Consider the following 24,950-nt stretch of genomic DNA (forward strand, 5'->3'; position numbering starts at 1 on the left):
CGGGGCCGCTTGGCGGCCCCATTGACCGAAACGGCTGTCGCACATCCATAAATCTTTGTCGAAACAGCCGTTTCGGCTGCAAGTAGCCCACTAACAGCCGAATCCGGCCTCCCACGCGCTGGCAAACGACACAAAAAACCTGTCTATCTCGCGCATCCTGAGCGCGACCCATGAGTCACTGACGGACCTACGCGCATCAACCGCCCTACTACCAATAACAACACCCAGGGACCCAAGACCATGTTCTCCATGCGAAAACGCCTCGGCGTGCTGCTGTTCTCGTTGTGTGCCACCAGCGTTGCCCAGGCCAAGGAGTGGACCGAGATCCGCTTCGGCGTCTTCCCCGAATACCCACCTTTCGAATCCGTTGCCGCCGATGGCAGCCTGCAAGGCTTCGACATCGACCTGGGCAACGCCATCTGCGCCAAGCTGCAGGTCAAGTGCACCTGGGTGCACAACGAGTTCGACGGCATGATCCCGGCCCTGCGCGCCCGCAAGTTCGACGCCATCATGTCCTCCATGGCCGTCACTCCGGCACGCCTGAAGCAGATCGACTTCACCAGCCGCCTGTTCCTCAGCCCCACCTCGGTGATCGTGCGCAAGTCAGCCGACTTCGGCGACTCCACCGAATCGCTCAAGGGCAAGCAGGTCGGCGTGCTCCAGGGTTCGCTGCAGGAAGCCTACGCCCGCACCGTGCTGGCGCCTCAGGGCGCGCAGGTCAAGGCCTACCAGAGCCAGGACCAGAACTACGCCGACCTGATCAATGGCCGCCTCGACGCCACCGTCACCGACAAGCTCGAAGCCCAGCTCAACTTCCTCTCCAAGCCCGAAGGCGCCGACTTCAAGAGCGGCCCGGCGATAAAGGACCCGACCTTGCCGCTGGACATCGCCATGGGCCTGCGCAAGAGCGATCCCGAACTCAAGGCCCTGCTCGACAAGGGCATCGCCATGATCCATGCCGACGGCACCTACGCCGAGATCCAGAAGAAATACGTCGGCGACGTGGACATCTACAACGAGTGACCTACAGCGCCGATCGCGGGGCAAGCCCGCTCCCACGGGCTCACCTCTGCTTGGAAGCAGGCTTGCCCCGCGACGGCCTCCCCGCGAGATCCCTGCCATGAACGACTTCCTCTCCCACGGCCTGCAAGGCTTCGGCCCGCTGCTGGCCCAGGGCACCTGGATGACCCTCAAGCTGGCCCTGCTGTCACTGGCGCTCAGCCTCGCACTGGGCCTGATCGGCGCCAGCGCCAAGCTGTCGCGATCAAGGCTGCTGCGCCTCCCGGCCACCCTCTACACCACACTGATCCGCAGCGTTCCCGACCTCGTGCTGATCCTGCTGATCTTCTACAGCATGCAAATCTGGCTCAACGACCTGACCGAGATGCTGGGCTGGGACTATGTCGAAATCGACCCGTTCAGCGCCGGGGTAGTCACCTTGGGCTTCATCTACGGCGCCTACTTCACCGAGAACTTCCGCGGCGCCATCCTCAGCGTACCCGCCGGACAGCTGGAGGCCGCCACCGCCTATGGCCTGAGCAGGACGCAGCGGTTTCGGCTGGTGCTGTTCCCGCAGCTGATGCGCTTTGCCCTGCCGGGGCTGGGCAACAACTGGCTGGTGTTGCTCAAGTCCACCGCACTGGTGTCGATCATCGGCCTGGCCGACCTGGTCAAGGCCGCGCAGAACGCCGGCAAGACCACCAATGACATGCTGTTCTTCCTGTGCCTGGCGGGCTTGGTCTACCTGGTCATCACCACCTTGTCCAACCGCCTGCTCAAGCACCTCGAGCGGCGCTACAACACCGGCATCAAGGAGCTGGCGCGATGATCGAACTCCTTCAGGAATACGGCCTGGCCTATCTCTACAACGATGGCACCGGCCTCTCGGGCCTGGCCATGACTCTCTGGCTGTTCCTGGCCAGCATGGTGCTGGGCTTCGCCTTGTCGCTGCCACTGGCCTTGGCGCGCACCTCGCATCATGCCTGGCTGCGCCTGCCGGTGCAGCTGTACACCTTCGTGTTCCGCGGCACGCCGCTCTATATCCAGCTGCTGATCTGCTACACCGGGCTCTACAGCCTGCAGGTGGTGCGCGACCACGCCCTGCTCGACCAGTTTTTCCGCAACGCGCTCAACTGCACCTTGCTGGCGTTGGTGCTCAACACCTGCGCCTACACCGTGGAAATCTTCGCCGGGGCCATCCGCAATCTGCCCGCCGGCGAGCTGGAGGCGGCCCAGGCCTATGGCCTGCGCGGCTGGAAGCTCAACCTGTTCCTGGTGCTGCCCGCCGCCCTGCGCCGCTCGCTGCCGGCCTACAGCAACGAACTGATCCTGATGTTGCATGCCACCTCGCTGGCCTTCACCGCCACCGTCGCCGACATCCTCAAGGTGGCCCGCGACGCCAACGCCGCAACCTTCCTGACCTTCCAGGCCTTCGGCGTGGCCGCCTTGCTGTACATGCTGCTGTCCTTCGCCCTGGTCGGCCTGTTCCGCGTGGCCGAACGGCGCTGGATGCGCTTCCTTGACCCTGTACGAGGCTGAAAACATGACTGCTACCGCACTGCCACTTTCCACCTTCGCCCAGGCCCCGAAGGCACACGCCCATGCCGGCGCGATCAAGCTCAGCGTCGAGGGCCTGCACAAGCACTACGGCGAGCACCAGGTGCTCAAGGGCGTCTCGCTGCAGGCACGCAAGGGCGATGTGATCAGCCTGATCGGCGCCAGCGGCTCGGGCAAGAGCACCTTCCTGCGCTGCATCAACTTTCTCGAGCAGCCCAACGCCGGCAGCATCACCCTCGACGGCCAGACCCTGGAGATCCACCCCGGCACCCGCACCCCGCCACCGGCCCAACTGCAGAACCTGCGCACACGCCTGGCCATGGTGTTCCAGCACTTCAACCTGTGGAGCCACCTGACGGTGCTTGAAAACATCTGCCTGGCGCCGCGCAAGGTGCTGGGGATCAGCGCCAGCGAAGCCGAGGCACGGGCGCGCAAGTACCTGGACAAGGTCGGCCTGCCGGCCCGCGCCGCCGAGCAGTATCCGGCGTTTCTCTCCGGCGGCCAGCAACAGCGCGTGGCCATCGCCCGGGCGCTGGCCATGGAGCCGGAAATCATCCTGTTCGACGAGCCCACCTCGGCACTCGACCCGGAATTGGTCGGCGAAGTGCTCAAGGTGATACAGACGCTCGCCGAGGAAGGACGTACCATGCTCATGGTCACTCATGAAATGGGGTTTGCCCGCCAGGTATCGAGCCAGGTGCTGTTCCTGCACCAGGGCCTGGTCGAGGAAAGCGGCAGCGCCGAGATCCTCGACCGGCCACAGAGCGAGCGCCTGCGGCAGTTCCTCTCCAACCGCCTCAAGTGAAGTCAAGCCGTATATGGATAGCAAGGCCATCAGCTCCACCTCGGCACCGCTGGATCGCATCGACGAAGCGATCATCGACGTGCTGCGCCACCACGGAAGGATCACCTACGAAAAGCTCTCCACCCTCGTGCACCTGACCCCCAGGCCCTGCCTGGAGCGGGTGCGCAAGCTGGAGCGGCGCGGGGTAATCCGCGGTTACGGGGCCATCATCGACCTGCAGCAGGTTTCCCCCGGGTTGTCATTGCTGGTGCTGGTGGCCTTGTCCAACCAGAGCGGGCGCTCGGCGCAGCGGGCCTTCGAAGCCACCGTGCGCGCCTGCCCGCAGGTCTACGAGTGCCAGCTGATCAGCGGGCACTTCGACTACAGCCTGCGCATGCGCTGCCGCGACATGGAGCACTACCGGGTGCTGACCGAGACCTGGATGAACAACGACGAGCTGCATATCGACAAGCTGGTGGCGCATCCAGAGCTGGCGGCGGTGAAGAGCACGGCGCCGCAGCCATGAACAGCCGGTAGTACCCACCTACCACACCATCACCGGGCAACTGCCCAGACTTCTGGCTTTCCCTGCAGAGAGCCGACCGGATGACTTCGCCCCTTCCACCCCTCAGCGCGTTCATCGACGCCCGCCTGCCGACCTGGTTACGCCAGGCCGGACAGGGCCGCCGGGCAACGCTCGAATCACGCATTCGCGCCAGCCACAGCACCAGCCGTCAGGTGCGCGAGCATCTCGACATGATCGCCACGCCCCAGTCCTTTGCCGAGCAGAAGCTTGAACCCAGCCTGCGCGAATGGTACCCGAACCAGTCATTACCGACCTCTTCGCAAGGCTGGCTCTGGAACATCGACTCCCGGCGCGACATGAGCTGGCTGGAAGCGGCATTACTGAACTTCGCCAAAGGCAGCCGGGTGCGCCTGGCAACCGCACGCCATGGCGACAACCTGTCGCTGGACAACCAACGTTTTGTCGACGGCGTGCGCGCGCTCGACATCGGCGGACAATATCAACGATTGCTGCGCACCAGCGTCGATAACGCCCGCTTTCGCACCATGCTGGCCCTGCAGGACCGCAACGCCCTGGCCGCTGACCTGGTGATCGCCGATCTGCGGGGGCTGCTGGATCCGAGCCAGCTGGCGCTCGGCGAGGCGCTTGTCGGGAAACGCGACTTCACAACTTCCGCTTCAGGGCAACGATGCGCCCTGCAGTGCTGCTCGCTGCGCATTTTCGATACCGTCATCCATGGGCCGCTGCTCATGCGGCGCACACCTCGAGGGCGGGAGGAAAGCTGCTTTCTTTATCTGCCTGGCGATGACACTCCCTTGACGGGTTATCCAACGTTCCAGCATGCCGCCCAGGCCTTGACCCGCCGCTTGCGCAATGATCGCTTCCGCCGGCACTTCGCTCGCTACATCGCAGACTTTGATAAACCGCACTTCTTCAGACGGCTGCGCGAAACCCTGTTCCCGCGCTACCCCTACCTGGGGCTGCGAACCCCCATGCCGGAACTGACCAAAGGCGACAGGGTCAGCTGGCTCAGCCAATGGTTTCCACCTTTCGGCGCCATCTGGCAGGAAACCCTCGATCACAATGCGCGCCTGCCAATGGCGTTCGTGCCTTGGGACGGCGATTGTTTCGAGGCACGGGCACGCCTGGCGGTGCAACGCCTTCTCGCGGACGCTCGGACACAGGCGGTGCCGACCGCCCAGCGCGATGCCGAGCAATTGGCACAGCAACTTGAACACTGGTTGAGTATCGGCATGACCGTGCTCAACCTGGCGAGCCTGCCGCTGGAGGTCTTGCAACTGCCGATGCTCATGGTGGGGGGAGCACAGCTGGTGGGTACATTCCTCGATGGTATTCATGCGGCCAATGAAGGGGATGCCGACGCGGCGATCCATCACCTGTTCGACGTCATCGGCAACCTCGCACAGTTCGCCGTGCTCGGCTTCGCTGCCCGCGGTTTTGCCGAGCCGCCAGGCGTGCTGCATGACTGGCTACCCGCGCACGGTGAATCGGGCACCCGCCTGTGGAGCGGCAATTTGATGCCCTTCTCCAGGGAAGCGCCCTGGCCCGTCGACACTCCCCTGCATGCCACCGGCCTGCCACGCTGGAATGACAAACACTGGCTGATCCTGGAGAACCGGGCATTCGAGCTCGAGCAAGGCACCGCTGATCGATGGCAGCTCCAGCCTGCCCGCGGCGTGCGCCATAAACCTGTACTGCGTGGCAGCAACGGCCAAGGCGCCTGGCTGCTGGGCCACGAACGCCCGGCAAGCTGGGATACATGGCAGCTGCTGCGCCGGCTTGGCCCCCCCACCCGAGGGTTGGACGATACCCTGGCGCTACGTGCCTTGCAGGCCAGCAGCTATGATGCGAATGCCCTGCGCAAGGTGATCGTGGAGCGCGAACCAGCTCCCGCCCTGCTGCTCGACAGCCTGCAGGCGCTCGGGGCAGATCCTGTCCCGCTCCCTGTACCTGGGGCGGGCGATGAAACCTTGGCACGCGACTTTCCTTCGCTCAGCCCTCGAGTACGGGCGCAAGTGCTGGACGAAGCTACGCGCGAAGATCTGCACATGCTGCGCGAGCACAGACGCGTACCATTGGCCATCGCGGAATCGGCCCGACTCTATCAGCGCGAAGCAAGGATCAACCGCGCCCTGCAAGGCTTCTACCAGGGGCAGGCGGGCCATGCGGACCGTGATGAGGTCGCCTTTGCCGTGCTTTCGCACATGTCTGGCAGAGATACCTCACTGCGTATCGAGCTTCGCCAGGACACGCCCGAAGGCAAACTGTTGCTTGCCGTCGGAGCACCACACTTACCCGCGATCACACTGACCCGCGACGCCCTCGGCTACCGTTATTGGCAAACCGGCGCCATGCCGGCCGACCGGGTCGATCTGTTCCACGCCTTGTTCGAAGCCCTGCCTGAGCCGCAACGCCGGGCGCTGGAACTGCCAGAGCAAACGGCGCAGGGCCTGCGCGATGCACTGTTCCTGCGCGCCCACACCCAGCGCGACCAGGTTACAGCAGCCCTGCGCATGCCGCCGCTGCGCAAACTCTTCAGGCTGCCAGGGCGACTCGCAGATGGCCGGCTCGGTTATGCCTTGAGCGGTCGGGGGCAAGGCTGGCTGACAGAAGACGAACTGTTCGACCAGCTGTACCCTGAAGATCCATTGAACAATCGGGAGCAGTTGCGCCTGCGCCTGCGGGAAGAGGCAGGCAGCCGCCCAGGCGCTTTTGAACGCCTGCTCGAAGCCCAACGCGCCGACTTCAATACCCTCGATATTGGCTTGCAGCGGTGGATCGACCTGACCGCCCCGGACCCTGCCGATACTTTCCACGTGCGCCGCAACGCCCGCAGCTCTGCTGCTCTCAGCATTCGCCGCGCCTGGCGGCGACAGGGCACGCCCGATAGCGAATCCACCCTGAATCACGTTGTCCTGCAACTGGATGCGGAACATCTGGCTGAACTGCCCCGCATGGAAACACGCCTGCCCCATGTCCGCCACCTGGCGCTGAGCAATCTCCAGGATTTGTACAACGCCAATATCGATCCGTTCCTGCGTGCTTTCCCGAACCTGCGCTACCTCGACCTGACTCAATGTCGCCTTAATGAACTTCCCGAGGCCTTGGGCGAGCTGACTCAACTGCGCTCGCTGGACCTGAGCGGCAATCGTCTGGACATCGACAGCGAAGCGAGCCTTGGAGTGCTCACTCGACTACCCAGGCTGGAGCGCCTGCTACTGACTGGCGCGGTCGAGAACATCAGTGCTGAGAGCTTGCAGCGCCTGTCGTCGCTGCAACATCTATGGCTGCTGGTAGCGGACGAAAACTACCTGGCCTGGGAGGCCGAGCACTTCCAGGCCCTGCAGCAATGGCCAGCACTGACCCACCTGAGCCTGTCACTGAACGACATCACGCTCACCGAACAAAGCCGTGCCGCGCTCAACGGACTGAACCGGCTGCAAACAATGTACCTCAGTGACAACCCATTGGACATGGCACCTGACCTGACGGGGTGGCAGCGCCTGCAACGCCTGGACCTGGAGGATAGCGCCCTGTCGCAATGGCCCATCGGCATCGAGCAACTGTTGAACCAGCGCCCCCTGCAGCTTCGCGAACTGGACCTGAGCAGCAACCTGCTGGAGGATGCTCCACATCTGCGTGATAGCGCATTCGCCCAAGCCCTGCGGGCCGGCGAGGACGTTTCATACAACTTGAACGGCAATCCGTTTTCCGAGCGGGCACTGCTGCGCCTGGTGGATGCCGGGCTCACCCCCGTGACAGGGTCATCGGAAGCACAACTGTGGCGCAGCGACTGGCCCGAGGATCTGCAACTGCATGTGACCAACACCGCGCAGGCCCCGCAATGGCGCCCTTTGTATGCACTTTTCGAACGACTCCCTCAGACCCCCGACTTCCAGCGCAGCCCCACGACCATGAGCCGCCGCATGCAGGACATACTGATCACCCTCGCCGACCTGGAGCCCGCCACTCACGATGTTCCGGGCTGGGGACGCGCCGAATTGCAGCAGCAGATCAATGACTTGCTCAGGGACGCAGGTCAGGAATGTGTCGACCAGGCCGAACTGCTGTTCCAGCAGGTCGAGACTCAGGTCAACGTCTGGCGTACCGTAGCACGGGCGCCGGCCAATGCCAGCGATACCCAGGTCGCGATCGACACCGCTACCGCACTGCTGCGCCAACAACGCCTGGACGAACGTATTGGCGCATTGTTCAATGCCCGGGCCACCAGGCGCCGCGTGCTGGCCCAGGCGCCGGACCAGGCCGCCCCGGCGCTTGACCCGGACGACGACCTCCCCGACGAACAACTGACGGACCCCAATTACCCGCTCGATGAGGTAGAGATGGCGCTGCACGCCCGCATGCAGTTGCAAACGCGCCTGAACCTGCCATCGCAACCCCAGGTGATCCGCTTCGACTATCTGGCACGATTGTCCGGGCCCACGCTGCAGCGGCTGGCAGCCGATGTCGAGCAGTACAGCAACCTCGCTCGACTGGCCGAGTGGGCTACCGACCAAGCGTTCTGGCAGGGGTGGATGAGGCGCTTGCATCCGGCGCGCTTCACCGCTCTGGTGAACGAATGGGCAGGCGCTTCCGAGTACTTCGACACCCTGAGCGAAGCCGGGCCGGTCGATACCGTCTACACCGGGCCAACGGTGCCACAGGCCTTCATCGATGTACTGGTACGTGACTACCCGGCGATCCAGTGGCAACGCGACGGCTGGTTGCTACGTGTCGATCTGGTATCTGGACGCTATGTCGATGAAGGCACGCTCTATCTGGGCATATCCTCTGTGTTATTGAGCACGCGACAACAGGCAGAGACCTCACTCATGGGCAGCCTGACACGAGAAACGCTGGGGCTGCGCCCAGCTTGAGCGCTATACGCATTCAGCACTGCCAGTCCACCGGCTGTTGATAGCCCGCGACCCAGCCGACGACCTCGGCAGCCGGCATCGGCCTGGCAATGCCATACCCCTGGGCCAGCTCGCAGCCCAACGCCATGAGCGCCTTGCCGTGCTCGATGCTTTCCACTCCCTCGGCCACCACCTCACGCCCGAACGCCCGCGCGAGCCCGATCACCGCACCGGCCAGGGCCAGGTCGTCATGGTCATGCAGGATGTCGCGCACGAAGGACTTGTCGATCTTGATGGTCTGCGCCGGTAAGCGCTTGAGATAGCTCAGCGAGGAGTAGCCAGTGCCGAAGTCATCCAGGGAGAAACGCACGCCCAGTGCTCGGCAGGCATCCAGGCAGCGGCCGACTCGCGGCAGGTTGTCGATTGCCACCGACTCGACGATCTCCAGGTCCAGGCGCCCTGGCGACACCCCGGGATTTCGCGCCAGCAACCGCTCCAGGCGTTGGGCGAAGTCGCCGCGCTGCAACTGGCGGGCGGCGATGTTGACGCTCAGTGACCAATCGCGCCCGGACAGCTGCCACTGCTGCAGTTGGGTCAAGGCCTGGTCGATGACCCATTCGCCCAGCTCGACGATCAGGTCGGTCTGCTCCACGAAGGGCAGGAACTCCCCCGGCGGCACCGGCCCCTTGGAGGGGTGCATCCAGCGCAGCAACGCCTCGAAACCGATCACCTGACCGCTGCGCATGTTCACCTTCGGCTGGTAGTACAGGCACAGCTCGCCCTGGCGCAGGGCCTGGCGCACCCGTGCCACCGTCTGGTGGGTGGCCTTGAGCTCGAGCTCCTGGGACACGTCGAACAGGTGGTAGCGGTTGCGCCCGCGCTGCTTGGCCACGTACATCGCCTGGTCGGCGTGGCGCACCAGGGTGTCGGCATCCTCGTCGTCCTGCGGGAACAGGGTGACGCCGATGCTCGCGCTCAGGCTCAACGGGTGCTCGCGTACCGTGTAAGGCGCGGCCAGCGCCTGGAGGATGCGCCGTAACGCGGCGTCGAGCTGCTGCGGGCCTTCGATATGCCGCAGGATCAACACGAACTCGTCCCCCGATAGCCGCGCCACCGCATCACCGCCACGCAGGATGTCCTGCAGGCGCTGGGCGACCTCCACCAGCAGCAGATCGCCAGTGGCATGGCCGTAGCCATCGTTGACCGCCTTGAAGCCATCGAGGTCGAGCATGCAGACAGCCAGGGGAATGCTTTCGCGCCGGGAGAACGCCAGGGCCTGGTTGAGCAGGTCGGACAGATAGGCACGGTTGGGCAGGCCGGTCAGCACGTCGTGCCCCACACGCCACTGCAGGGTGTGCAGCAACTGGCGCTTCTCGGTGACGTCGAAGCGGATCGACACATACTTGCGCACCTTGCCGGTGTGCGGGTCGATCAGCGGCACCATGGTGCTGTCTACCCAGTACAGCGAGCCGTCCTTGGCCCGGTTGCAGATCTCGCCCTTCCATACCCGGCCAGCGGCCAGGGCGCGCCACATCTCGAGGAAGAAGGTCGGCTCGTGCAGCCCGGAATTGAGGATGCGGTGGTTGGCCCCCAGCAGTTCCTCGCGGCTGTAGCCGGAGATGCTGCAGAACTGCTGGTTGACGTAGGTGATGCAACCACGCAGGTCGGTTTCGGAAAAGATCGCGGCCGCATCGACGGCCGCGCGGTAATTGTCGTCCATAAGCATCGCAACCTAGCGGTTGAAGCGCTCCACCAAGGCACGCAACCCAGCGCACACCTGCTCGAGCTCCGCGCCACGCACGGCAGCGGCATTGGCGCGGCGCGCGCTCTGCTGGACCGTACCCGCCACCCCGTTGATCTGCCGCGAGACATCCTCGGCGACACTGGATTGCTCGTGCGAGGCTGCGGCCATCTGCTGGCTCATATCGCTGATGCGCTGCACGGCGTGGCGGATGCCTTGCAAAGCTTCCTGGGTCAGGGCGACCTGGGTCACACCCTGTTGCGCACCCTCGATACCCTCGCTGGCGATGCTCACCGCCTGCTCGGCGCCACCGCGCAAACTGTCGATGATCGACTGGATATGCAGCGTGGATTGGCGGGTCTTGTCGGCCAGGGCACGTACTTCATCGGCGACCACCGCAAAGCCGCGGCCCTGCTCGCCGGCACGGGCGGCTTCGATGGCGGCGTTGAGCGCCAGCAGGTTGGTCTGCTCGGCGATGGCACGGATCATCCCGGCCGCCTCGGCGATGGCACCGGTCTGACCGGCGAGGTCGTTGACCGCCTGGTTGATCTGCCCGACCGTGCCAGCCAGGCTCTGGATCGCCGCCCCCGTGGCATCGGCCACCTGGCTGCCCTGCCCGGCCAGCAGGTGCGCGGTCTGCGCCTGCTCGGCGGTGAGTTGCACGTGGCCCGCGACTTCGCCGATCGAGGCGGCCATCTGAGTCATGGCGGTGGCGGTCAGGTCGGTCTCGGCGCGCTGTTCGAGTAACGCCGATTCGGTGCTGCGCGATAGCCGCCCGGCATCCTGGGCGGCGCCGGCCATCTGCGCGGCGAGGTCGCTCAGGCGAGTCAGCGCGGTCTTCAGGCGCGCCTCCTCGCTGATCAGGATCAGCTCCAGCTGCCCGGCAGCACCCGGCAGATCACTGTAGGTCAAGGCCGCGACCGGGTCGCTGAAGGTGCTGTCCGCCACCTGGACGATACGCCGCAAGTGGCGCCTCATGCGGCTTTGCGCCCACAGGCCGACGCCAGCGAACAGCGCCAGGGTCAAGCCTTGGGCAGGCAGGTCGGGCAGCAGCTGGTTGCCGGCGATGGCCGCGGCTCCGGCCAGCAGTGGCAGCGCCATGGCCCGGCCCAGCAACGCCAGGCGCCGGGCCGGCGACAGCGCCGCCTTGCTCTCGCGCAACCGGGCATACACAGCTTCGGCACGGGCCACCTGCTCACGGGTCGGGCGCACGCGCACCGACTCGTAGCCGATCACCTGGCCATTCTCGAGCATCGGTGTGACGTAGGCGTTGACCCAATAGAAGTTGCCGTTACGGCAGCGGTTCTTGACGACACCCATCCAGCTGCGGCCGGCCTTGAGGTACTGCCACATCAGCTCGAACACCGCCTCGGGCATGTCTGGATGGCGTACCAGGTTGTGCGGGCTGCCGATCAGCTCGTCCTGGCTGAAGCCGCTGATGGCCGCGAACTCGGCGTTGCAGTAGGTGATCAGGCTGGCCGTATCGGTGGCCGAAATGAGCCGCTGGTGCTCGGGAAAGCTTTGCTCGACCGGATTGACCGGCAGGTTCTGACGCACGATGAGACTCCATTCATACACGGCCCGACACGCGGCCTGACAGGAGGCCAGGTGTGCCGGAACCGTTCATCCTGGATCAGTTCCAATGTCCGCCAACGCTTGCACACGGGCCGGTGGATGACCGGATCGCCCTGGACGACTACTTGAATGACTGATCAATCAAAGCAACGAATTCTACGAATTCCATCACATTTTGCAAATAAAGGTGATGGATCATGGCGTTGCGCTATATCGACATATATCGTTAAGTGCTTGATTCTAAATGGGAATTAAGCGATGACGAGAACAGGTCTAGGTCCTGCCCTGCGCCGCTACCGCAAACTGGCAGGCTTCACTCAGGCACAACTGGGCGAGCGAACCGGCTTTGACCCCAAGACCATCAGCCGCTTCGAAACCGGCACCTACACCCCCAGCATCGAGTCGTTGGTGAGCTTTGCCGAGGCGCTGGGGGTCAAGCCAAAAGCGTTTTTCACCGACCCCGATGACGTCGAAGAACAACGCGCCTACCTCTTCGGCGTCATCCACAACGCCCCCCCCAAGGACCTCGGCAAGCTGATCGCCGCCGTCGATCAGGTGCTCGCCAAACTGTGAAATCCCCCGCGCACCACGCTAGAGCAGACTGCCCGTCAGTGCACCACAACTGGTCAGACCGGTAAGGCCAAAAACCCTTGCATTGTCGGAAAAATCGGCGTTTTATAGCCCTCGCAGTGAACAAACCGGTAAGACCACAATAATTAAGTCCTGCACTCTTTCGCTCCGTGTGGCTTGGGGGGCAAGGACACCGACCAGAGACTCCTCCCATGCTCAAATGGTGTTCGCGTTCGATTTTCCTCCAGGTTGTGCTCGGCCTCGCCCTCGGCGTGATCTGCGGCCTGAGCTTCCCCGACCTGTCCCTGCAACTCAAACCCCTGGGTGACGGCTTCATCAAGCTGATCAAGATGCTCATCGGCCTGATCGTGTTCTGCGTGGTGGTCAGCGGCATTTCCGGCGCCGGCGACCTGAAGAAGGTCGGGCGCATCGGCCTGAAGTCAGTGATCTACTTCGAGGTGCTGACCACCCTGGCCTTGGTCATCGGCCTGGTGTTCGCCTTCTCCACCGGCATCGGCAGCGGCGCCAACATCCACCTCGACCAGCTGTCCAGCGCGGATGCCGGCGCCCTGGCCGACCGTGGCGCGCATATCCACAGCACCACCACCTTCCTCATGGACCTGATCCCCACTTCGGTGGTGGGCGCCTTCGCCGACAACAACATCCTCCAGGTGCTGCTGTTCTCGGTATTGTTCGGCAGCGCGCTGAACCTGGTCGGTGAGTCGGCCTCGGGCATTTCGCGGCTGATCAACGAGCTCAGCCATGTAATCTTCCGCATCATGGGCATGATCGTCCGCCTGGCCCCCATCGGTGTGTTCGGCGCCATCGCCTTCACCACCAGCAAATACGGCCTGAGCTCGCTGCAGCACCTGGGCGGCCTGGTGGCACTGTTCTACCTGACCTGCGCCGGCTTCGTGCTGATCATCCTCGGCACGGTGATGCGTCTGTCCGGGCTCAAGCTGCTGCCGTTCATCAAGTACCTGCGCGAAGAACTGTCCATCGTCCTCGGCACTGCCTCCTCTGACGCCGTGCTGCCCCAGGTGATGCGCAAGCTCGAGCACCTCGGTATCGGTAGCTCCACCGTCGGCCTGGTGATCCCCACGGGCTACTCGTTCAACCTCGATGGTTTCTCGATCTACCTGACCCTGGCCATCGTGTTCATCGCCAACGCCACCGGCACGCCGCTGGCCATGACCGACCTGCTGACCATTCTTCTGGTGTCGCTGGTGACTTCCAAGGGCGCCCACGGCATCCCAGGTTCGGCCCTGGTGATCCTCGCCGCCACCCTGACCGCGGTCCCGGCGATCCCGGTGGTCGGCCTGGTGCTGGTGCTGGCAGTCGACTGGTTCATGGGTATCGGCCGGGCGCTGACCAACCTGATCGGCAACTGCGTCGCCACCGTGGCCATCGCCCGCTGGGAGAAGGACATCGACCTGGAACGCGCCAACAATGTGCTGGCCAACAAACCCGGGTTCGCCCCGGCCACCCGCAAGCAGGGCCAACCCCATCAACAGGAATTCTAAGCCCAAGGCCGCCGGCGCCCCGCGCCGGCCCGCCAAGGGCAAAGATGCAGCGTCAACCAAGGAGCGAACCGTGATCAGCTCTTCGACCGTAGTCAATTCAGTGGTGGAGAAACTCCGCCAGGCCCTGGCCCGTGGCCAGTGGCGCAGCGGTGACATGCTGCCCGGCCAGCGCGAGCTGGCCGAACAGCTGGGCATCAGCCGGCCCAGCCTGCGCGAGGCGGTGATCGTGCTGGAAACCCTGGGCCTGGTGCGCTCGATGCCGGGCAAGGGCGTGCTGGTGCTCGATGCCGACGCCGACGCCAGCCAGGCGCAAGAGCCGGACACCATCGCCGAGGCCAGCCTGGCCGACGTGCTCGAGCTGCGCTACACCCTTGAGCCTTTCATTGCCGGCCTGGTGGCTCAATCGGCCGGCAGCCAGGACATCGGCCAGTTGCGCCTGACCCTGATGGACATGCGCGAAGCCCTCGACGTCGGCGACAGCGAGGCTGGCATCAATGCCTACATCGCCTTCCACGAGGCGCTGTTCGCGCTGACCACCAACCCGATCTTCCAGAGCGTCGTGCAGCAGACCGGCAACGCCCTCAAGCAGAGCGCCGACATGCTGCGCAACTCGCCCGAGCACCTGGCCGCGCGCCTGAGCGAGAACGAGGCGGTGGTGCGCGCCATCCGCGAGCGCAACAGCGCCAAGGCCAGCCAGCAGATGCGCCAGCACATCCTCGCCGAAGGCCAGCGCATGGGCATCGCCCTGAACATCCCGGACGACCAACCAGGCAACTGAACAAAGAAGGAGAGCGACAATGACCGCCTGTGCCCAAGCCGCCCCCCGCCTGCCTGCCCTGCTCGGTGCCGGCGAGACCCGCCTGTCGGCGGAACAAATCTACCCCCGCCTGTTCGATGCCATCCTCGAACAACGCCTGCCACCCGGCAGCGCCCTGCCCGAGCAGGCGCTGGGCAATGCTTTCGGCGTCAGCCGCACGGTGATCCGCCGGGTGCTCGGGCGCCTGTCCGACCAGCAGGTGGTAGTGCAGCGCCCCAGCCACACCGCGCACCTGGCCGCCCCCGACCCTGAACAGGCGCGCCAGGTGCTCAGCGCCCGGCGCCTGGCCGAGACCACGCTGATCGGCCTGGCCACCCAGCGCGCGCGCCCGGCACAGATCCGCCAACTACGCCAACTGGTCGAACGCGAACGCCAGCACCATGAACGCGGCGAACGCTGCACGGCCATTCGCCTGGGCGGCGAGTTCCACATGAAGCTGGCGCAGATGGCCGCCAACGCGCCGCTGGCGCGTTTTCTCAATGGCCTGGTACCCATGACTTCGCTGATCATCGCCCGCTACGAAGCGCCCTGCTGCGAGCACTGCGCCTGGCAGGAACATGCGGCGATCATCGACGCGGTGGAAAACGGCGACGGCCAGGCAGCGCTGGGCCTGATGCATGAACATCTGGACCGCCTCGAGGCCAAACTCGATCTGGATCAGGCCGGCTGAATCAAGCGAACGCCACGGCCTCGACGCCGGGCAGGATCTGCACTTCGTCCCCCAGCGACCACTCCGCCGCCCTGGCTGCCAGGGCGGCGGGCACACCCGGCGAGCCGCCAGGGCCGGAGGGCACGTCGTAGGTGGCGTGGGCATCGTGGGGCAGCAACACTTCGAAGCCCCTTTGCAGCGCGGCACGGGCAGTGCCAGCCAGGCACATCTCCGAGAGCACGCCACACAGGGCCAGGCGCCGGGCCCCGAGGGCGTTGAGCAGGGTTTGCAAAGCGGTTTCGAGAAAGCCATCGTCCTCGGTCTTGAACAGCACGTGCTCGCCCCGCGCAGGCGGAAAGTACAGCTCCCAGCCGGCACTGTGCGGGGCATCCGGGCTGCCCGGCGCACCGTCGTTCTGCAGGAAGATCACCGGCACCCCGGCCTGGCGGGCGCGGCCAAGCAAATGGGCGATGCTCTGCTGCAAGGCCAGGTGGCCAGGCACCGCATCGGCGCCCTCCATGAAAGCGCACTGCACATCCACCAGCAGCAAGGCGTCGGCCTTGGCACCCTTCATCAGCAGCTCTCCTGTTCGCGGACGCAATGCCGAGCATAGCGCAATGCCGTACCCTAAAACCGATTACCAAAATGCCTGGGAGGGCCTATGAACTTCACTATCGCGCCAGTCGGCGCGCAACACTACGATCGGCTGGCCGATCTGTGGGAAGCCTCGGTGCGGGCGACCCACGACTTCCTGCCCGCGGGCTACATCGAGCGCCTGCGCCCGCTGGTACGCGAGCAGTACCTGGGTTTTGTCCAGCTGCGTGCCTGGGCGGACGGCGCCGGCCATATACAGGGGTTTGCCGGGGTGCATGATGGCAAGCTGGAAATGCTCTTCGTCGACCCGGCCTGCCGTGGCCAAGGCATCGGCAAAGCCTTGCTGGCCCACGTGGTCGATGAGCTGGGCGTACGAGAAGTCGATGTCAACGAACAGAACCCACAGGCCGTGGGGTTCTACCTCAAGCTGGGCTTCGTCCAGGTCGGACGCAGCGAGGTGGATGGACAAGGCGATCCGTTCCCGTTGCTGCACCTGAAACGGGTGGGCTGACGCGCTCCCCGTGGGAGCGGGCTTGCCCCGCGATGAGGCCCTCAAGACAAACCTATACTTCGGTTAATCACCCAGCCTCTCGCCAAGGGGGCAATCCGCGTGAAATCGATCCTCGCGATGGTTCCGCTCTGTCTCTTGCTGGCCCTCGCAGGCTGCGCCGGCAAACGCCCACCCGCCCCGCCCCCGCCGCAGAACCTGCCTCCGGCCGTCTGGCAGCGCATCGACCAGGACATCATCGAGGCCTCGGTCGCCGCTGCGGGCTCGGCCAACGACTACGCCCGGCGTTCCATGCGCGTGTGGAAAGAGCAAGTGCAGCAACGCACCGAGAACGACTTCATCCCCTGGTTCACCGGTTACTGGACCCAGCAGTGGCTCACGCTCAAGGTCGCCTGGTACAAGATGAACAGTGGCAATGGCCAGGAGCCAGCTGAAAAGCGCCTGGGCCTTTATCTGCAGGAACAGTACCGCGAACGGGTCATCGAACCGGTGGCCGAACAGATCAACCCCGAGGGCATTCGCGACCGCGCCAGCGAACTGTACCTGCAACTGCTCGGCCAGCAACTGCCGAGCATCATCCAGCGCTACAACGCCCCGCCCGAGCAGTTCAGCCAGCGCCTCAACCGCATCCCGATCATCGCCCTGGGCCCGCCGGATGCACGCAATGCCTCGCTTTACCAACTGCTGCGGGCCAAGTCGCTGGACCAACAGCTGGCCTGGCAGTCCCTGCGCCAGCACCTGCACCAACAGGCCGCCAAGGCCCCCGGGCAGACCGAGGCAGGATTGTCGTCGGTGGCCACCCAGGCCAGCGAGAAACTTGGCGCCACACTGGCGCCACGCGGTGCCGCCAGTGCCATCGCGGCGGCCGTGGGCAAGGCGGCAGGGGCGTTGATCTCGGTGGCGGCAACCGGCTACGGCATCATCACCCACGACCGTGAACAGCCGCAGATGGTCGAGCAACTGCGGGTGATCCTCAATGTGGCGCTGAACCAGGAATGGCAGGAGCTGATGGAGAATCGCCAGAGCGGCGCCATGGCCGGGGTGTATTACCTGTCGGGGCAGGTGGAGGACAGCTTGCTCGGGAGCCGGTCACAGGAACCGTTGTTGATTCGCCTGCCGCCATGACCCCGCGCAGGTAGCACGTTCAGGCAGTCGCCAGCGCCGAAGTCGGCAGCCCGAAGATGCGGTCGAACGCCCAGTTGTAGACGAAGGTGTAGCACGGCACCAGGATGATGAACGCCAGATCCACCATCAACGCCTCCAGAAGGGTCATGTTAAGCCACCAGGCGATCAGCGGGATCAGGTACACCACCAGGGTCAGCTGAAAGCCGATGGCATGCGCCACCCGCCGCCCGAGGCTGCGCCCGCGGGTGGCCTGGTGGCTCTCCCACCACTCGAACAGGCTGTTGTAGATGAGGTTCCAGGCCATGGCGATGGTGGTGATCATCACTGCCAGGGGGCCGGTGTGCGAAGCCTGGGTGTCGGATAGGTAGGCCAGGCCCAGGGTCGACATGCACAGGCCAATCAGTTCATAGAAGGTCACGTAGACCAGTTTGCGTTTGAGTCCTTGCACGGGATTACCTTGTTGCGGATATGACGAAGGCGCGCAGAATGCATCAACAGGCTTGACAGAAAAAGTCGTCAGCTTTCAGATTTACTGAAAGGAGACTGCCATGAACTTTTCCAGCGATACCATCCTGCTGTTCCTCGCCGTACTCGACAGCGGTTCGTTCTCGGCTGCCGCGCGGGCGCTCGGGCGGGTACCCTCGGCGGTGAGCATGGCCATCGGCAACCTCGAGGCCGAGCTTGGCTACCCGCTCTTCGAGCGTGGGTCGCGGGAGGCACGCCCGACCGCCCAGGCCCAGGCCCTGGAGCCCCATGCCCGGCTGATCGCCGAACAACTGGGGCTGTTGGAAGTGCATGCGCTGGAGCTGTCGTGTGGGCTGGAAAGCAGCCTGGCCATCGCCGTGGTGCCGGATATCGACCAGCGCCCGTTACTCGGGGCCATCACCCGCCTGGGCGAGCGCTACCCGCTGCTGGACATCGAACTGCTCGCCGCCCCGCAGGAAGAGGCCCTGCAACTGCTCGACAGTGGCCGGGTGCGCCTGTGCCTGGCCTTCGCCGGGCTGCAGGTGGACCCGCGACGCAGCTTCCAGCACATCGCCCTGGAATCGCTGGTGGCCACCCTGTCGCCACGCCACCCCGCACTGTGCGAAGGACGCATCCGCAACCTTGAAGACCTGGTTAACCTGCGCCAGATCCTGGTGTGCAGCCGCGACCTGCCATTGAGCGATCCCCGCTCGCTGATCGGCACCTCGCACTGGCGCACCGACAGCCTGGACCTGGCCCTGCAGATGGTCGAGGCCGGCCTGGGCTGGGGCGACCTGCCGCTGGCCCGGGTGGCGCCGCTGCTTGCGGACGGACGCCTGGTCCGCCTGCAATTTCAGAATACCCGCAACGAATTGCAACTGCCGGTGAACGCCTTCTGGCTCAAACAGCAACCCCTCGGCCAGGCGGCCAGGACGTTGGTGAGCCTGTTGGCTTCGAAATGATTTGTCACCTTGGCAGGCCGATTCGGCCAACTACTGCGACATTTAGTCTTTCAACATTTTTCAGAATCGGCCGATAGCGTTGCAACAGGCTCCGCCACTCGTGCCACAAGCACGCGGCGCCCTCCTTTCACTGGCTCAAGGTCTCGAAACATGAACCTGAAATTCCGCCACAAGATCCTGCTCAGTGCCTGCGCCGTCGTTGTACTGGCCTTCGCCCTGTTCACCCTCTACAACGACTACCTGCAACGCAACACCATTCGCCAGAACATCGAGTCTTCGGTGCGCCAGGCCGGCGCGCAGACCGCCAGCAGCGTGCAGAACTGGATGAGCGGGCGCATCCTGGTCCTGGAAAACCTGGCCCAGGACATCGCCCAGCAAGGTGCCGGCAGCAACGTGCCGGGCCTGGTCGACCAGCCGTCGTACACCAGCAACTTCCAGTTCACCTATTTTGGCCAGAACACCGGCCTGTTCACCCAGCGCCCCGATGCCAAGATGCCTGACGGCTACGACCCGCGTCAGCGCCCCTGGTACACCCAGGCCGTGGCCGCCAACCAGACGATGCTGACCCCGCCCTACATGGCCGCAGTGGGTGGCCTGGTGGTGACCATCGCCATGCCGGTCAAGGCCAAGTCCAGCGGCGAGCTGATCGGCGTGGTCGGCGGCGACCTGAGCCTGAACACCCTGGTCGACATCATCAACGCCGTGGACTTCGGCGGCCTTGGCCACGCCTTCCTGGTCGACCGCAATGGCCAGGTGATCGTCAGCCCGGACAAAGACCGGGTGATGAAGAACCTCAAGGACATCTACCCAGGCTCCCCGCTGCGTGTCGAATCCGGCATCCAGGAAGTCAGCCTCGATGGCAAGGACCGCATCATCTCCTTCGCTCCGGTGGACGGCCTGCCATCGGCGCAGTGGTACATCGGCCTGTCGATCGATAAAGAAAAAGCCTACGCCCCGCTGAGCCAGTTCCGTACCTCGGCCATCATCGCCATGCTCATCGCCGTGGCCGTCATCGCCGGCCTGCTCGGCCTGCTGATCCCGGTACTGATGCGCCCGCTGACCACCATGGGCCGCGCCATGCAGGACATCGCCGAAGGCGAAGGCGACCTGACCCGCCGCCTGACCGTCGAGCAGAAGGACGAGTTCGGCGAGCTGGCCACCTCGTTCAACCGTTTCGTCGAGCGTATCCACGCCTCGATCAGCGAAGTGTCCTCGGCCACCCGCCTGGTGCATGACCTGTCGGAAAAGGTCGTGGTCGCCTCCAATGCCTCGCTCACCGGTTCCGAAGAGCAGAGCATGCGCACCAACAGTGTCGCCGCGGCGATCAACGAACTGGGCGCCGCCACCCAGGAAATCGCCCGCAACGCCGCCGACGCCTCGCAGCACGCCAGCGGCGCCAGCGAACAGGCCAACGGTGGCCGCCAGGTGGTCGAAGAGGCGATCAGCGCCATGACCGCCCTGTCCGAGCGCATCAGCGAGTCCTGCGAGCAGATTGAGACCCTCAACGCCAGCACCGACGAAATCGGCAAGATCCTCGACGTGATCAAGGGCATCTCCCAGCAGACCAACCTGCTGGCGCTCAACGCCGCCATCGAGGCCGCCCGTGCCGGTGAAGCCGGGCGTGGTTTCGCCGTGGTTGCCGACGAAGTGCGCAACCTGGCCCACCGCACCCAGGAATCGGCCGAAGAGATCCACCGCATGATCACCAGCCTGCAGGTCGGCTCGCGTGAGGCGGTGCACACCATGAACACCAGCCAGGTCTCCAGCGAAGAGACCGTTCAGGTGGCCAACGAGGCCGGTGAGCGCCTGGCCAGTGTCACCCAGCGTATCGGCGAGATCGACGGCATGAACCAATCGGTGGCCACCGCCACCGAAGAGCAGACCGCCGTGGTCGAGAGCCTGAACCTGGACATCACCCAGATCAACGCACTGAACCAGCAAGGGGTGGAGAACCTCAACGACACCCTGCGCCACTGCGACGCCCTGAGCCAGCAGGCCGGGCGCCTGAAGCAACTGGTGGGCAGCTTCCGCATCTGACCTGCCGCCCGCTCCTGTGCGTGTTGCAGGAGCGGGCTCACCCCGCGATCACGGTCTTCGATCACATCAGCGGATGCGCAGGCGCGCTTCAGCTACTCGCCAAAGCCCCTCACTCGCCCACGAACGCCTGCACCTCGATCTCCACATCGACCCCCAATGCCAGCGCCGATGCCACCGTCGAACGCACCGGTAGCGCTGCGCCAAAGAACTCTTTGTAGACCTCGTTGAAGCCGGCGAAATGGCTCATGTCCGACAGCCAGACCGTGCATTTCACTACCTGGTCGAAACGCGCACCAGTCACTGCCAGGCTCTCGGCGATACGCTCGCAGGCCGCTCGGGTCTGTGTCTGGATATCACCGCGTACCACTTCGCCACTGGCGCTCATCGGCACCTGGCCGGACAGGAACAGGAAGCCCCCGGCCTTCACTGCACGGGAAAAAGGAAACGGCAGGCTGCTGGGAAAACGCTGGATGTCATTGCTCATGGAACGCTCCTTTCATGGTTGGCTGAATCGTGCCTGGGACAGTCGAGCGGGCCAGCTCCCGGTAAACCCACTCTGGTTAACCGTGGATATTCAGGAGCGTACCGCCACAGCGTGGTTATAACCTAATAACGAACAAGTCTATTTGGCTATAAAAAAATCTATATGCTGGCACTCATCCGATCACGGGCAAGCTGGGCGTCGAGTAGCGTATGGATGTAGGTTCTTTCGGTTTCACCCTTGCGGGCCTGGTCGTGGGCTTCATCGTCGGCATGACCGGCGTCGGCGGCGGTTCACTGATGACCCCGATCCTGCTGTGGTTCGGTATCAACCCGGCCACCGCCGTGGGCACCGACCTGCTCTATGCCGCCATCACCAAAGCCAGCGGCGTCTGGGTGCATGGCCGCAACAAGAACATCGACTGGAAGATCACCGGCTGGTTGAGCCTGGGCAGCGTCCCGGCCGCCGCGCTGACCCTGTGGTTCCTCAGCACCCTGCACACCGACACCTCGGCGCTCAACGCCATCATCAAGCAGGGCCTGGCGGTGGTGCTGATCCTCACCGCCCTGGCGATCCTGTTCAAGTCGCGCCTGCAGGCCTTCGCCAGCAAGCATGCCGGCGACCACTACCACCTCAGCGACCGTACCCTGAACATCCTCACCGTGATCACCGGCGTGGTGCTGGGCGTGATGGTCACCCTCACCTCCATCGGCGCTGGCGCGCTGGGCACCGTGGCGCTGTTCCTGCTCTACCCGTTCCTGGTCACCCGCCGCCTGGTCGGCACCGAGATCGCCCACGCCGTGCCGCTGACCCTGGTGGCCGGCCTGGGTCATGCCGGTATGGGCAACATGGACTGGTCGCTGCTGGGCTACCTGCTGCTGGGCTCACTGCCGGGGATCTACCTGGGCAGCCACCTGACCGGGCGCATCTCCGACCGCGTGCTGCGGCCTTGCCTGGCAACCATGCTGTTGCTGATCGGCTACAAGCTGGCGTTCTGAACCTCGTGCCTGACCGATAGAAGGCGCTTTGAGCTATTCCTGCACACGCCATAGCACCGGCCAGAACTGCGGTTTCACATACCCGCAGCGATCAAGCCGCGCCACACGCTCGGGGCGCATGCGCTCACCGTCGTAACGCCACTGCTGGATCAGCCCGCAACCACGCTCTACCTGGCTTTTGTCAGTGGCAAACAATTGGCCGCTCTGCGCATCGAACGCTACATGGCCACTCAGACGCGGCGCCAGCAACGGCGTCGGCACCTCGAAGGCCATTTCGCTGATCTGGTAGGGCGCGGCGCGGGACACTCGATACAGGTAATTGGCGCAGAACTCGCCACTGCACCCCACGTTGAGAATGACCAGGACATTGGCTGCGTCCAGCGGGTGCACCTCGTAATGGCTGTTGCTCATGCCTGGCACATCGCCTTCGACATTCGCCTGGCCTTTTACCACCCGGCCGATTTCATGGGCCTGCTCGTCGCTCATGCGCGGCGCGGCGATGAACTGTGGCAACACCACGGTATCGGGAGCGCCAGGCACATCAGCAGCGGGCGCATCTCCCACTTTTACCAGGGCATCGGCATGCCCCACCCGGCCCTGCACGGCATCAATGGCCAACAGCGCGCCACTGAGCCCCTGCAAGGACGCGACCAGCTCGCCATCCTCGGTCAACGAACTCAGGCGGGTACCGTTGCGCAACCGACGTATGAGCGCCAGCGCCTCATCGTCTTCCAGCAGCAGGTCGAAATCATATTCAAGCTGGATGCGCTGCCAGTTGGCCGACAGTGCCTGCCCATCGAGCAGCACCTGCTCCGCAAACGCCGGGCCCACGCGCAGGGTCAGCTCGAGCGCACCCTGTGGCCCCGCCTCGCGCCTTATGATGGTCTGCAGCCCAGCCATCAGGTCGTCGTCGATGGCCATTACCGCCGTGCAGGCACGGGTGTTGTCGCAGCCAACCGCCCAGTCCTTGATCTGCCGGTACATCGGCACCGCTTCGAGCGGTGCCTGGGCGCTCTCGGCCTGCACGACCGATGGCGTCATGAGCGTCAGCAGCAATGCCACACGCGGGTGTTTCATCCATTGCCATGGCGTTATCCCTGAAGTCCGCTTCACACGTTCAACCTTCACTGCGCCAGAGCACCGGCCAACTGTCGGTGCCCACTTCGGCACAGCGGTCCATCCGTGACAGCCTGAGCAAGCGCATGCGCATGCCATCGTAGCGCCAGCTTTCCTCGACCCCACAACTGCCGGGATAGTCGTCCTTGGCATAGCTGTGAAGCTCGCCTTTGCCAGGGTAGAACTCGATGGCGTCGCGCATCCGGCTGATCACCACCGCGCTCGATGGCGCCTCGAACTCCAGCGGCCCAAGGGTGTAAGGCGCTTCACGCGACACCTTGTACAGCGCGTAGAGGCAATGGAAGTCGTTGCAGTTGTAGCTGAGCAATGCCAGCGCATGCTGGTCGTCCAGGGCATGCAGCTCAAGCTTGGGAGCGACATCGTATTCGTTCTTCAACTGGTCCTCGGCGGCGGCCTTGGCCATCACCACTTGGGTGATGCCCGCTTGCTCCTGCGCGCCAAGGGCCGTAGCTGCCACAAAGGCCGGCACCTGGGGTTTGGCCGGAGTTGGCAACTGCGCATCGGCAACGCTGTCGCCGGGGCGTATCAGCGCACTGTAGTGGCCGATTCGGCCCTGCACCGCATCCATCAGCAGCAAGGCGGCGCTCAGCCCCTGCAGCGAACTCACCCGCTCCCCTGGCCGGGTGTCGTCCACCAGGCGCTGGCCATTGCGCAATTGCCGCAACACGGCATAGGCATCGGCGCCCTCCAGTTCCAGGGTGGTCTCGACACCGCGGGTCATGCGCCAGGGGGCGACCAGCAGCTGGCCGTCGAGCATGGGCTCGCCCGACCAGTCGGTGCTCCCCACCAGGGTAAGGTGCAGGTTGCCCCAGGCGCCCGCCTCACGCTGCACCAGCATGCCCACTCGCATCCGCTCCGGGTGATCGGCCAGGACCGCAGTGCAGAAACGCGTGTTGTCGCAGCCTACAATCCAGTCCTTGATCTCCCGGTATACCGGTACCGGCTCTGGTTCCGCCGCGGCGGCCAGGCCCGGCAGCAACGCCAGCCCCAGGGCCAGCCAGTTCCATGTTGTTGCGCGCATCGTG

The 24,950-nt window shown here is 64.6% G+C and carries 22 protein-coding genes and 1 pseudogene; 15 read left to right on the plus strand and 8 right to left on the minus strand.

Annotated elements, in window-relative coordinates; all coding sequences use genetic code 11:
- The first annotated feature begins 240 nt into the window (after nt 1-240).
- From KHO27_RS13285 to KHO27_RS13310, 6 genes are all read left to right on the plus strand, one after another.
- Nucleotides 241-1,023 (plus strand): ABC transporter substrate-binding protein, encoded by a 783-nt coding sequence (locus tag KHO27_RS13285; RefSeq protein WP_110700966.1) that lies wholly within the window; start codon nt 241-243, stop codon nt 1,021-1,023.
- Nucleotides 1,024-1,120: 97 nt separating this feature from the next.
- Complete coding sequence (locus tag KHO27_RS13290; RefSeq protein WP_111533021.1) at nt 1,121-1,828, plus strand: ABC transporter permease; 708 nt, start codon at nt 1,121-1,123, stop codon at nt 1,826-1,828.
- Nucleotides 1,825-2,538 (plus strand): ABC transporter permease, encoded by a 714-nt coding sequence (locus KHO27_RS13295; protein WP_214500348.1) that lies wholly within the window; start codon nt 1,825-1,827, stop codon nt 2,536-2,538. Before KHO27_RS13290 ends, KHO27_RS13295 begins: the two co-directional genes overlap by 4 nt.
- Nucleotides 2,539-2,542: 4 nt before the next feature.
- Nucleotides 2,543-3,361 (plus strand): ABC transporter ATP-binding protein, encoded by an 819-nt coding sequence (locus tag KHO27_RS13300; RefSeq protein WP_250888364.1) that lies wholly within the window; start codon nt 2,543-2,545, stop codon nt 3,359-3,361.
- Nucleotides 3,362-3,374: 13 nt separating this feature from the next.
- On the plus strand, nt 3,375-3,866 hold the full coding sequence (locus KHO27_RS13305) for an Lrp/AsnC family transcriptional regulator (protein ID WP_214500349.1): 492 nt from the start codon (nt 3,375-3,377) through the stop codon (nt 3,864-3,866).
- Between the two features lie 80 nt (nt 3,867-3,946).
- Entirely contained in the window at nt 3,947-8,764 is a 4,818-nt protein-coding gene (locus KHO27_RS13310; RefSeq protein WP_214500350.1) for a dermonecrotic toxin domain-containing protein, read from the plus strand.
- A 13-nt stretch (nt 8,765-8,777) separates the two neighbouring features.
- On the opposite strand, the gene KHO27_RS13315 is transcribed toward KHO27_RS13310, so the two are convergent.
- The 3 genes and pseudogenes from KHO27_RS13315 to KHO27_RS26580 form a co-directional block, all read right to left on the minus strand.
- Nucleotides 8,778-10,463 (minus strand): putative bifunctional diguanylate cyclase/phosphodiesterase, encoded by a 1,686-nt coding sequence (locus KHO27_RS13315; protein WP_110700977.1) that lies wholly within the window; start codon nt 10,461-10,463, stop codon nt 8,778-8,780.
- Nucleotides 10,464-10,475: 12 nt separating this feature from the next.
- Nucleotides 10,476-11,585 carry a methyl-accepting chemotaxis protein gene (locus tag KHO27_RS13320; protein WP_371926904.1) on the minus strand — a complete coding sequence of 370 codons (1,110 nt, stop codon included), beginning with the start codon at nt 11,583-11,585 and terminating at the stop codon, nt 10,476-10,478.
- 174 nt (nt 11,586-11,759) lie between these two features.
- A pseudogene (locus KHO27_RS26580) lies at nt 11,760-12,062 on the minus strand (PAS domain-containing protein); the annotation flags it as partial.
- Between the two features lie 255 nt (nt 12,063-12,317).
- Between KHO27_RS26580 and KHO27_RS13325 the strand changes: the two are divergent.
- The 4 genes from KHO27_RS13325 to KHO27_RS13340 all read left to right on the plus strand — a co-directional run bounded on the left by KHO27_RS13325 (nt 12,318) and on the right by KHO27_RS13340 (nt 15,639).
- Nucleotides 12,318-12,632 carry a helix-turn-helix domain-containing protein gene (locus tag KHO27_RS13325; RefSeq protein ID WP_102683225.1) on the plus strand — a complete coding sequence of 105 codons (315 nt, stop codon included), beginning with the start codon at nt 12,318-12,320 and terminating at the stop codon, nt 12,630-12,632.
- 209 nt (nt 12,633-12,841) lie between these two features.
- The gene (locus KHO27_RS13330; protein WP_023631150.1) at nt 12,842-14,152 is read left to right on the plus strand and encodes a C4-dicarboxylate transporter DctA; all 1,311 of its coding nucleotides are present in this window, start codon (nt 12,842-12,844) and stop codon (nt 14,150-14,152) included.
- A 70-nt stretch (nt 14,153-14,222) separates the two neighbouring features.
- Complete coding sequence (locus KHO27_RS13335) at nt 14,223-14,930, plus strand: FadR/GntR family transcriptional regulator (protein WP_214500352.1); 708 nt, start codon at nt 14,223-14,225, stop codon at nt 14,928-14,930.
- Between the two features lie 19 nt (nt 14,931-14,949).
- Nucleotides 14,950-15,639 carry a GntR family transcriptional regulator gene (locus KHO27_RS13340; protein ID WP_094011277.1) on the plus strand — a complete coding sequence of 230 codons (690 nt, stop codon included), beginning with the start codon at nt 14,950-14,952 and terminating at the stop codon, nt 15,637-15,639.
- 1 nt (nt 15,640) lies between these two features.
- On the opposite strand, the gene KHO27_RS13345 is transcribed toward KHO27_RS13340, so the two are convergent.
- Nucleotides 15,641-16,192 (minus strand): isochorismatase family protein, encoded by a 552-nt coding sequence (locus tag KHO27_RS13345; protein WP_214500353.1) that lies wholly within the window; start codon nt 16,190-16,192, stop codon nt 15,641-15,643.
- An 87-nt stretch (nt 16,193-16,279) separates the two neighbouring features.
- Between KHO27_RS13345 and KHO27_RS13350 the strand changes: the two genes are divergently transcribed.
- A complete protein-coding gene (locus KHO27_RS13350) occupies nt 16,280-16,723 on the plus strand; it encodes a GNAT family N-acetyltransferase (protein ID WP_110700983.1) in 444 nt (147 codons plus the stop codon).
- Nucleotides 16,724-16,840: 117 nt separating this feature from the next.
- On the plus strand, nt 16,841-17,845 hold the full coding sequence (locus tag KHO27_RS13355) for a hypothetical protein (RefSeq protein WP_214500354.1): 1,005 nt from the start codon (nt 16,841-16,843) through the stop codon (nt 17,843-17,845).
- Nucleotides 17,846-17,864: 19 nt separating this feature from the next.
- On the opposite strand, the gene KHO27_RS13360 is transcribed toward KHO27_RS13355, so the two are convergent.
- Nucleotides 17,865-18,293 carry a PACE efflux transporter gene (locus KHO27_RS13360; RefSeq protein WP_102685364.1) on the minus strand — a complete coding sequence of 143 codons (429 nt, stop codon included), beginning with the start codon at nt 18,291-18,293 and terminating at the stop codon, nt 17,865-17,867.
- Between the two features lie 100 nt (nt 18,294-18,393).
- On the opposite strand from KHO27_RS13360, the gene KHO27_RS13365 reads away from it, so the two are divergent.
- Both KHO27_RS13365 and mcpA read left to right on the plus strand, forming a co-directional pair.
- Nucleotides 18,394-19,272, plus strand: a complete 879-nt coding sequence (locus KHO27_RS13365) for a LysR family transcriptional regulator (RefSeq protein WP_214500355.1) — start codon at nt 18,394-18,396, stop codon at nt 19,270-19,272.
- Between the two features lie 150 nt (nt 19,273-19,422).
- Nucleotides 19,423-21,309 (plus strand): methyl-accepting chemotaxis protein McpA, encoded by a 1,887-nt coding sequence (gene mcpA / locus KHO27_RS13370; protein ID WP_046854867.1) that lies wholly within the window; start codon nt 19,423-19,425, stop codon nt 21,307-21,309.
- Between the two features lie 109 nt (nt 21,310-21,418).
- On the opposite strand, the gene KHO27_RS13375 is transcribed toward mcpA, so the two are convergent.
- The gene (locus KHO27_RS13375; protein WP_110704595.1) at nt 21,419-21,793 is read right to left on the minus strand and encodes a RidA family protein; all 375 of its coding nucleotides are present in this window, start codon (nt 21,791-21,793) and stop codon (nt 21,419-21,421) included.
- Between the two features lie 209 nt (nt 21,794-22,002).
- On the opposite strand from KHO27_RS13375, the gene KHO27_RS13380 reads away from it, so the two are divergent.
- Nucleotides 22,003-22,788, plus strand: a complete 786-nt coding sequence (locus KHO27_RS13380; protein WP_214500356.1) for a sulfite exporter TauE/SafE family protein — start codon at nt 22,003-22,005, stop codon at nt 22,786-22,788.
- Nucleotides 22,789-22,821: 33 nt separating this feature from the next.
- On the opposite strand, the gene KHO27_RS13385 is transcribed toward KHO27_RS13380, so the two are convergent.
- Nucleotides 22,822-23,865 (minus strand): DUF1176 domain-containing protein, encoded by a 1,044-nt coding sequence (locus KHO27_RS13385; RefSeq protein ID WP_158539565.1) that lies wholly within the window; start codon nt 23,863-23,865, stop codon nt 22,822-22,824.
- Nucleotides 23,866-23,905: 40 nt separating this feature from the next.
- Nucleotides 23,906-24,946 carry a DUF1176 domain-containing protein gene (locus tag KHO27_RS13390; RefSeq protein ID WP_158539564.1) on the minus strand — a complete coding sequence of 347 codons (1,041 nt, stop codon included), beginning with the start codon at nt 24,944-24,946 and terminating at the stop codon, nt 23,906-23,908.
- Between the last annotated feature and the right edge of the window lie 4 nt (nt 24,947-24,950).

The sequence above is a fragment of the Pseudomonas sp. RC3H12 genome (assembly GCF_018596375.1).
In the GTDB taxonomy this organism is placed as follows: Bacteria; Pseudomonadota; Gammaproteobacteria; order Pseudomonadales; family Pseudomonadaceae; genus Aquipseudomonas.

Bases quoted from the DNA above. Each gene is read 5' to 3' on its own strand.
- KHO27_RS13355 (WP_214500354.1), top strand. From the start codon at position 16,841: ATGGTTCCGCTCTGTCTCTTGCTGGCCCTCGCAGGCTGCGCCGGCAAA.
- KHO27_RS13325 (WP_102683225.1), top strand. From the start codon at position 12,318: ATGACGAGAACAGGTCTAGGTCCTGCCCTGCGCCGCTACCGCAAACTG.
- KHO27_RS13340 (WP_094011277.1), top strand. From the start codon at position 14,950: ATGACCGCCTGTGCCCAAGCCGCCCCCCGCCTGCCTGCCCTGCTCGGT.
- KHO27_RS13300 (WP_250888364.1), top strand. From the start codon at position 2,543: ATGACTGCTACCGCACTGCCACTTTCCACCTTCGCCCAGGCCCCGAAG.
- KHO27_RS13285 (WP_110700966.1), top strand. From the start codon at position 241: ATGTTCTCCATGCGAAAACGCCTCGGCGTGCTGCTGTTCTCGTTGTGT.
- KHO27_RS13345 (WP_214500353.1), bottom strand. From the start codon at position 16,192: ATGAAGGGTGCCAAGGCCGACGCCTTGCTGCTGGTGGATGTGCAGTGC.
- KHO27_RS13365 (WP_214500355.1), top strand. From the start codon at position 18,394: ATGAACTTTTCCAGCGATACCATCCTGCTGTTCCTCGCCGTACTCGAC.
- KHO27_RS13305 (WP_214500349.1), top strand. From the start codon at position 3,375: ATGGATAGCAAGGCCATCAGCTCCACCTCGGCACCGCTGGATCGCATC.
- KHO27_RS13380 (WP_214500356.1), top strand. From the start codon at position 22,003: ATGGATGTAGGTTCTTTCGGTTTCACCCTTGCGGGCCTGGTCGTGGGC.
- mcpA (WP_046854867.1), top strand. From the start codon at position 19,423: ATGAACCTGAAATTCCGCCACAAGATCCTGCTCAGTGCCTGCGCCGTC.
- KHO27_RS13350 (WP_110700983.1), top strand. From the start codon at position 16,280: ATGAACTTCACTATCGCGCCAGTCGGCGCGCAACACTACGATCGGCTG.
- KHO27_RS13375 (WP_110704595.1), bottom strand. From the start codon at position 21,793: ATGAGCAATGACATCCAGCGTTTTCCCAGCAGCCTGCCGTTTCCTTTT.
- KHO27_RS13390 (WP_158539564.1), bottom strand. From the start codon at position 24,946: ATGCGCGCAACAACATGGAACTGGCTGGCCCTGGGGCTGGCGTTGCTG.
- KHO27_RS13320 (WP_371926904.1), bottom strand. From the start codon at position 11,585: ATGGCGCTGCCACTGCTGGCCGGAGCCGCGGCCATCGCCGGCAACCAG.
- KHO27_RS13385 (WP_158539565.1), bottom strand. From the start codon at position 23,865: ATGAAACACCCGCGTGTGGCATTGCTGCTGACGCTCATGACGCCATCG.
- KHO27_RS13290 (WP_111533021.1), top strand. From the start codon at position 1,121: ATGAACGACTTCCTCTCCCACGGCCTGCAAGGCTTCGGCCCGCTGCTG.
- KHO27_RS13310 (WP_214500350.1), top strand. From the start codon at position 3,947: ATGACTTCGCCCCTTCCACCCCTCAGCGCGTTCATCGACGCCCGCCTG.
- KHO27_RS13295 (WP_214500348.1), top strand. From the start codon at position 1,825: ATGATCGAACTCCTTCAGGAATACGGCCTGGCCTATCTCTACAACGAT.
- KHO27_RS13330 (WP_023631150.1), top strand. From the start codon at position 12,842: ATGCTCAAATGGTGTTCGCGTTCGATTTTCCTCCAGGTTGTGCTCGGC.
- KHO27_RS13315 (WP_110700977.1), bottom strand. From the start codon at position 10,463: ATGGACGACAATTACCGCGCGGCCGTCGATGCGGCCGCGATCTTTTCC.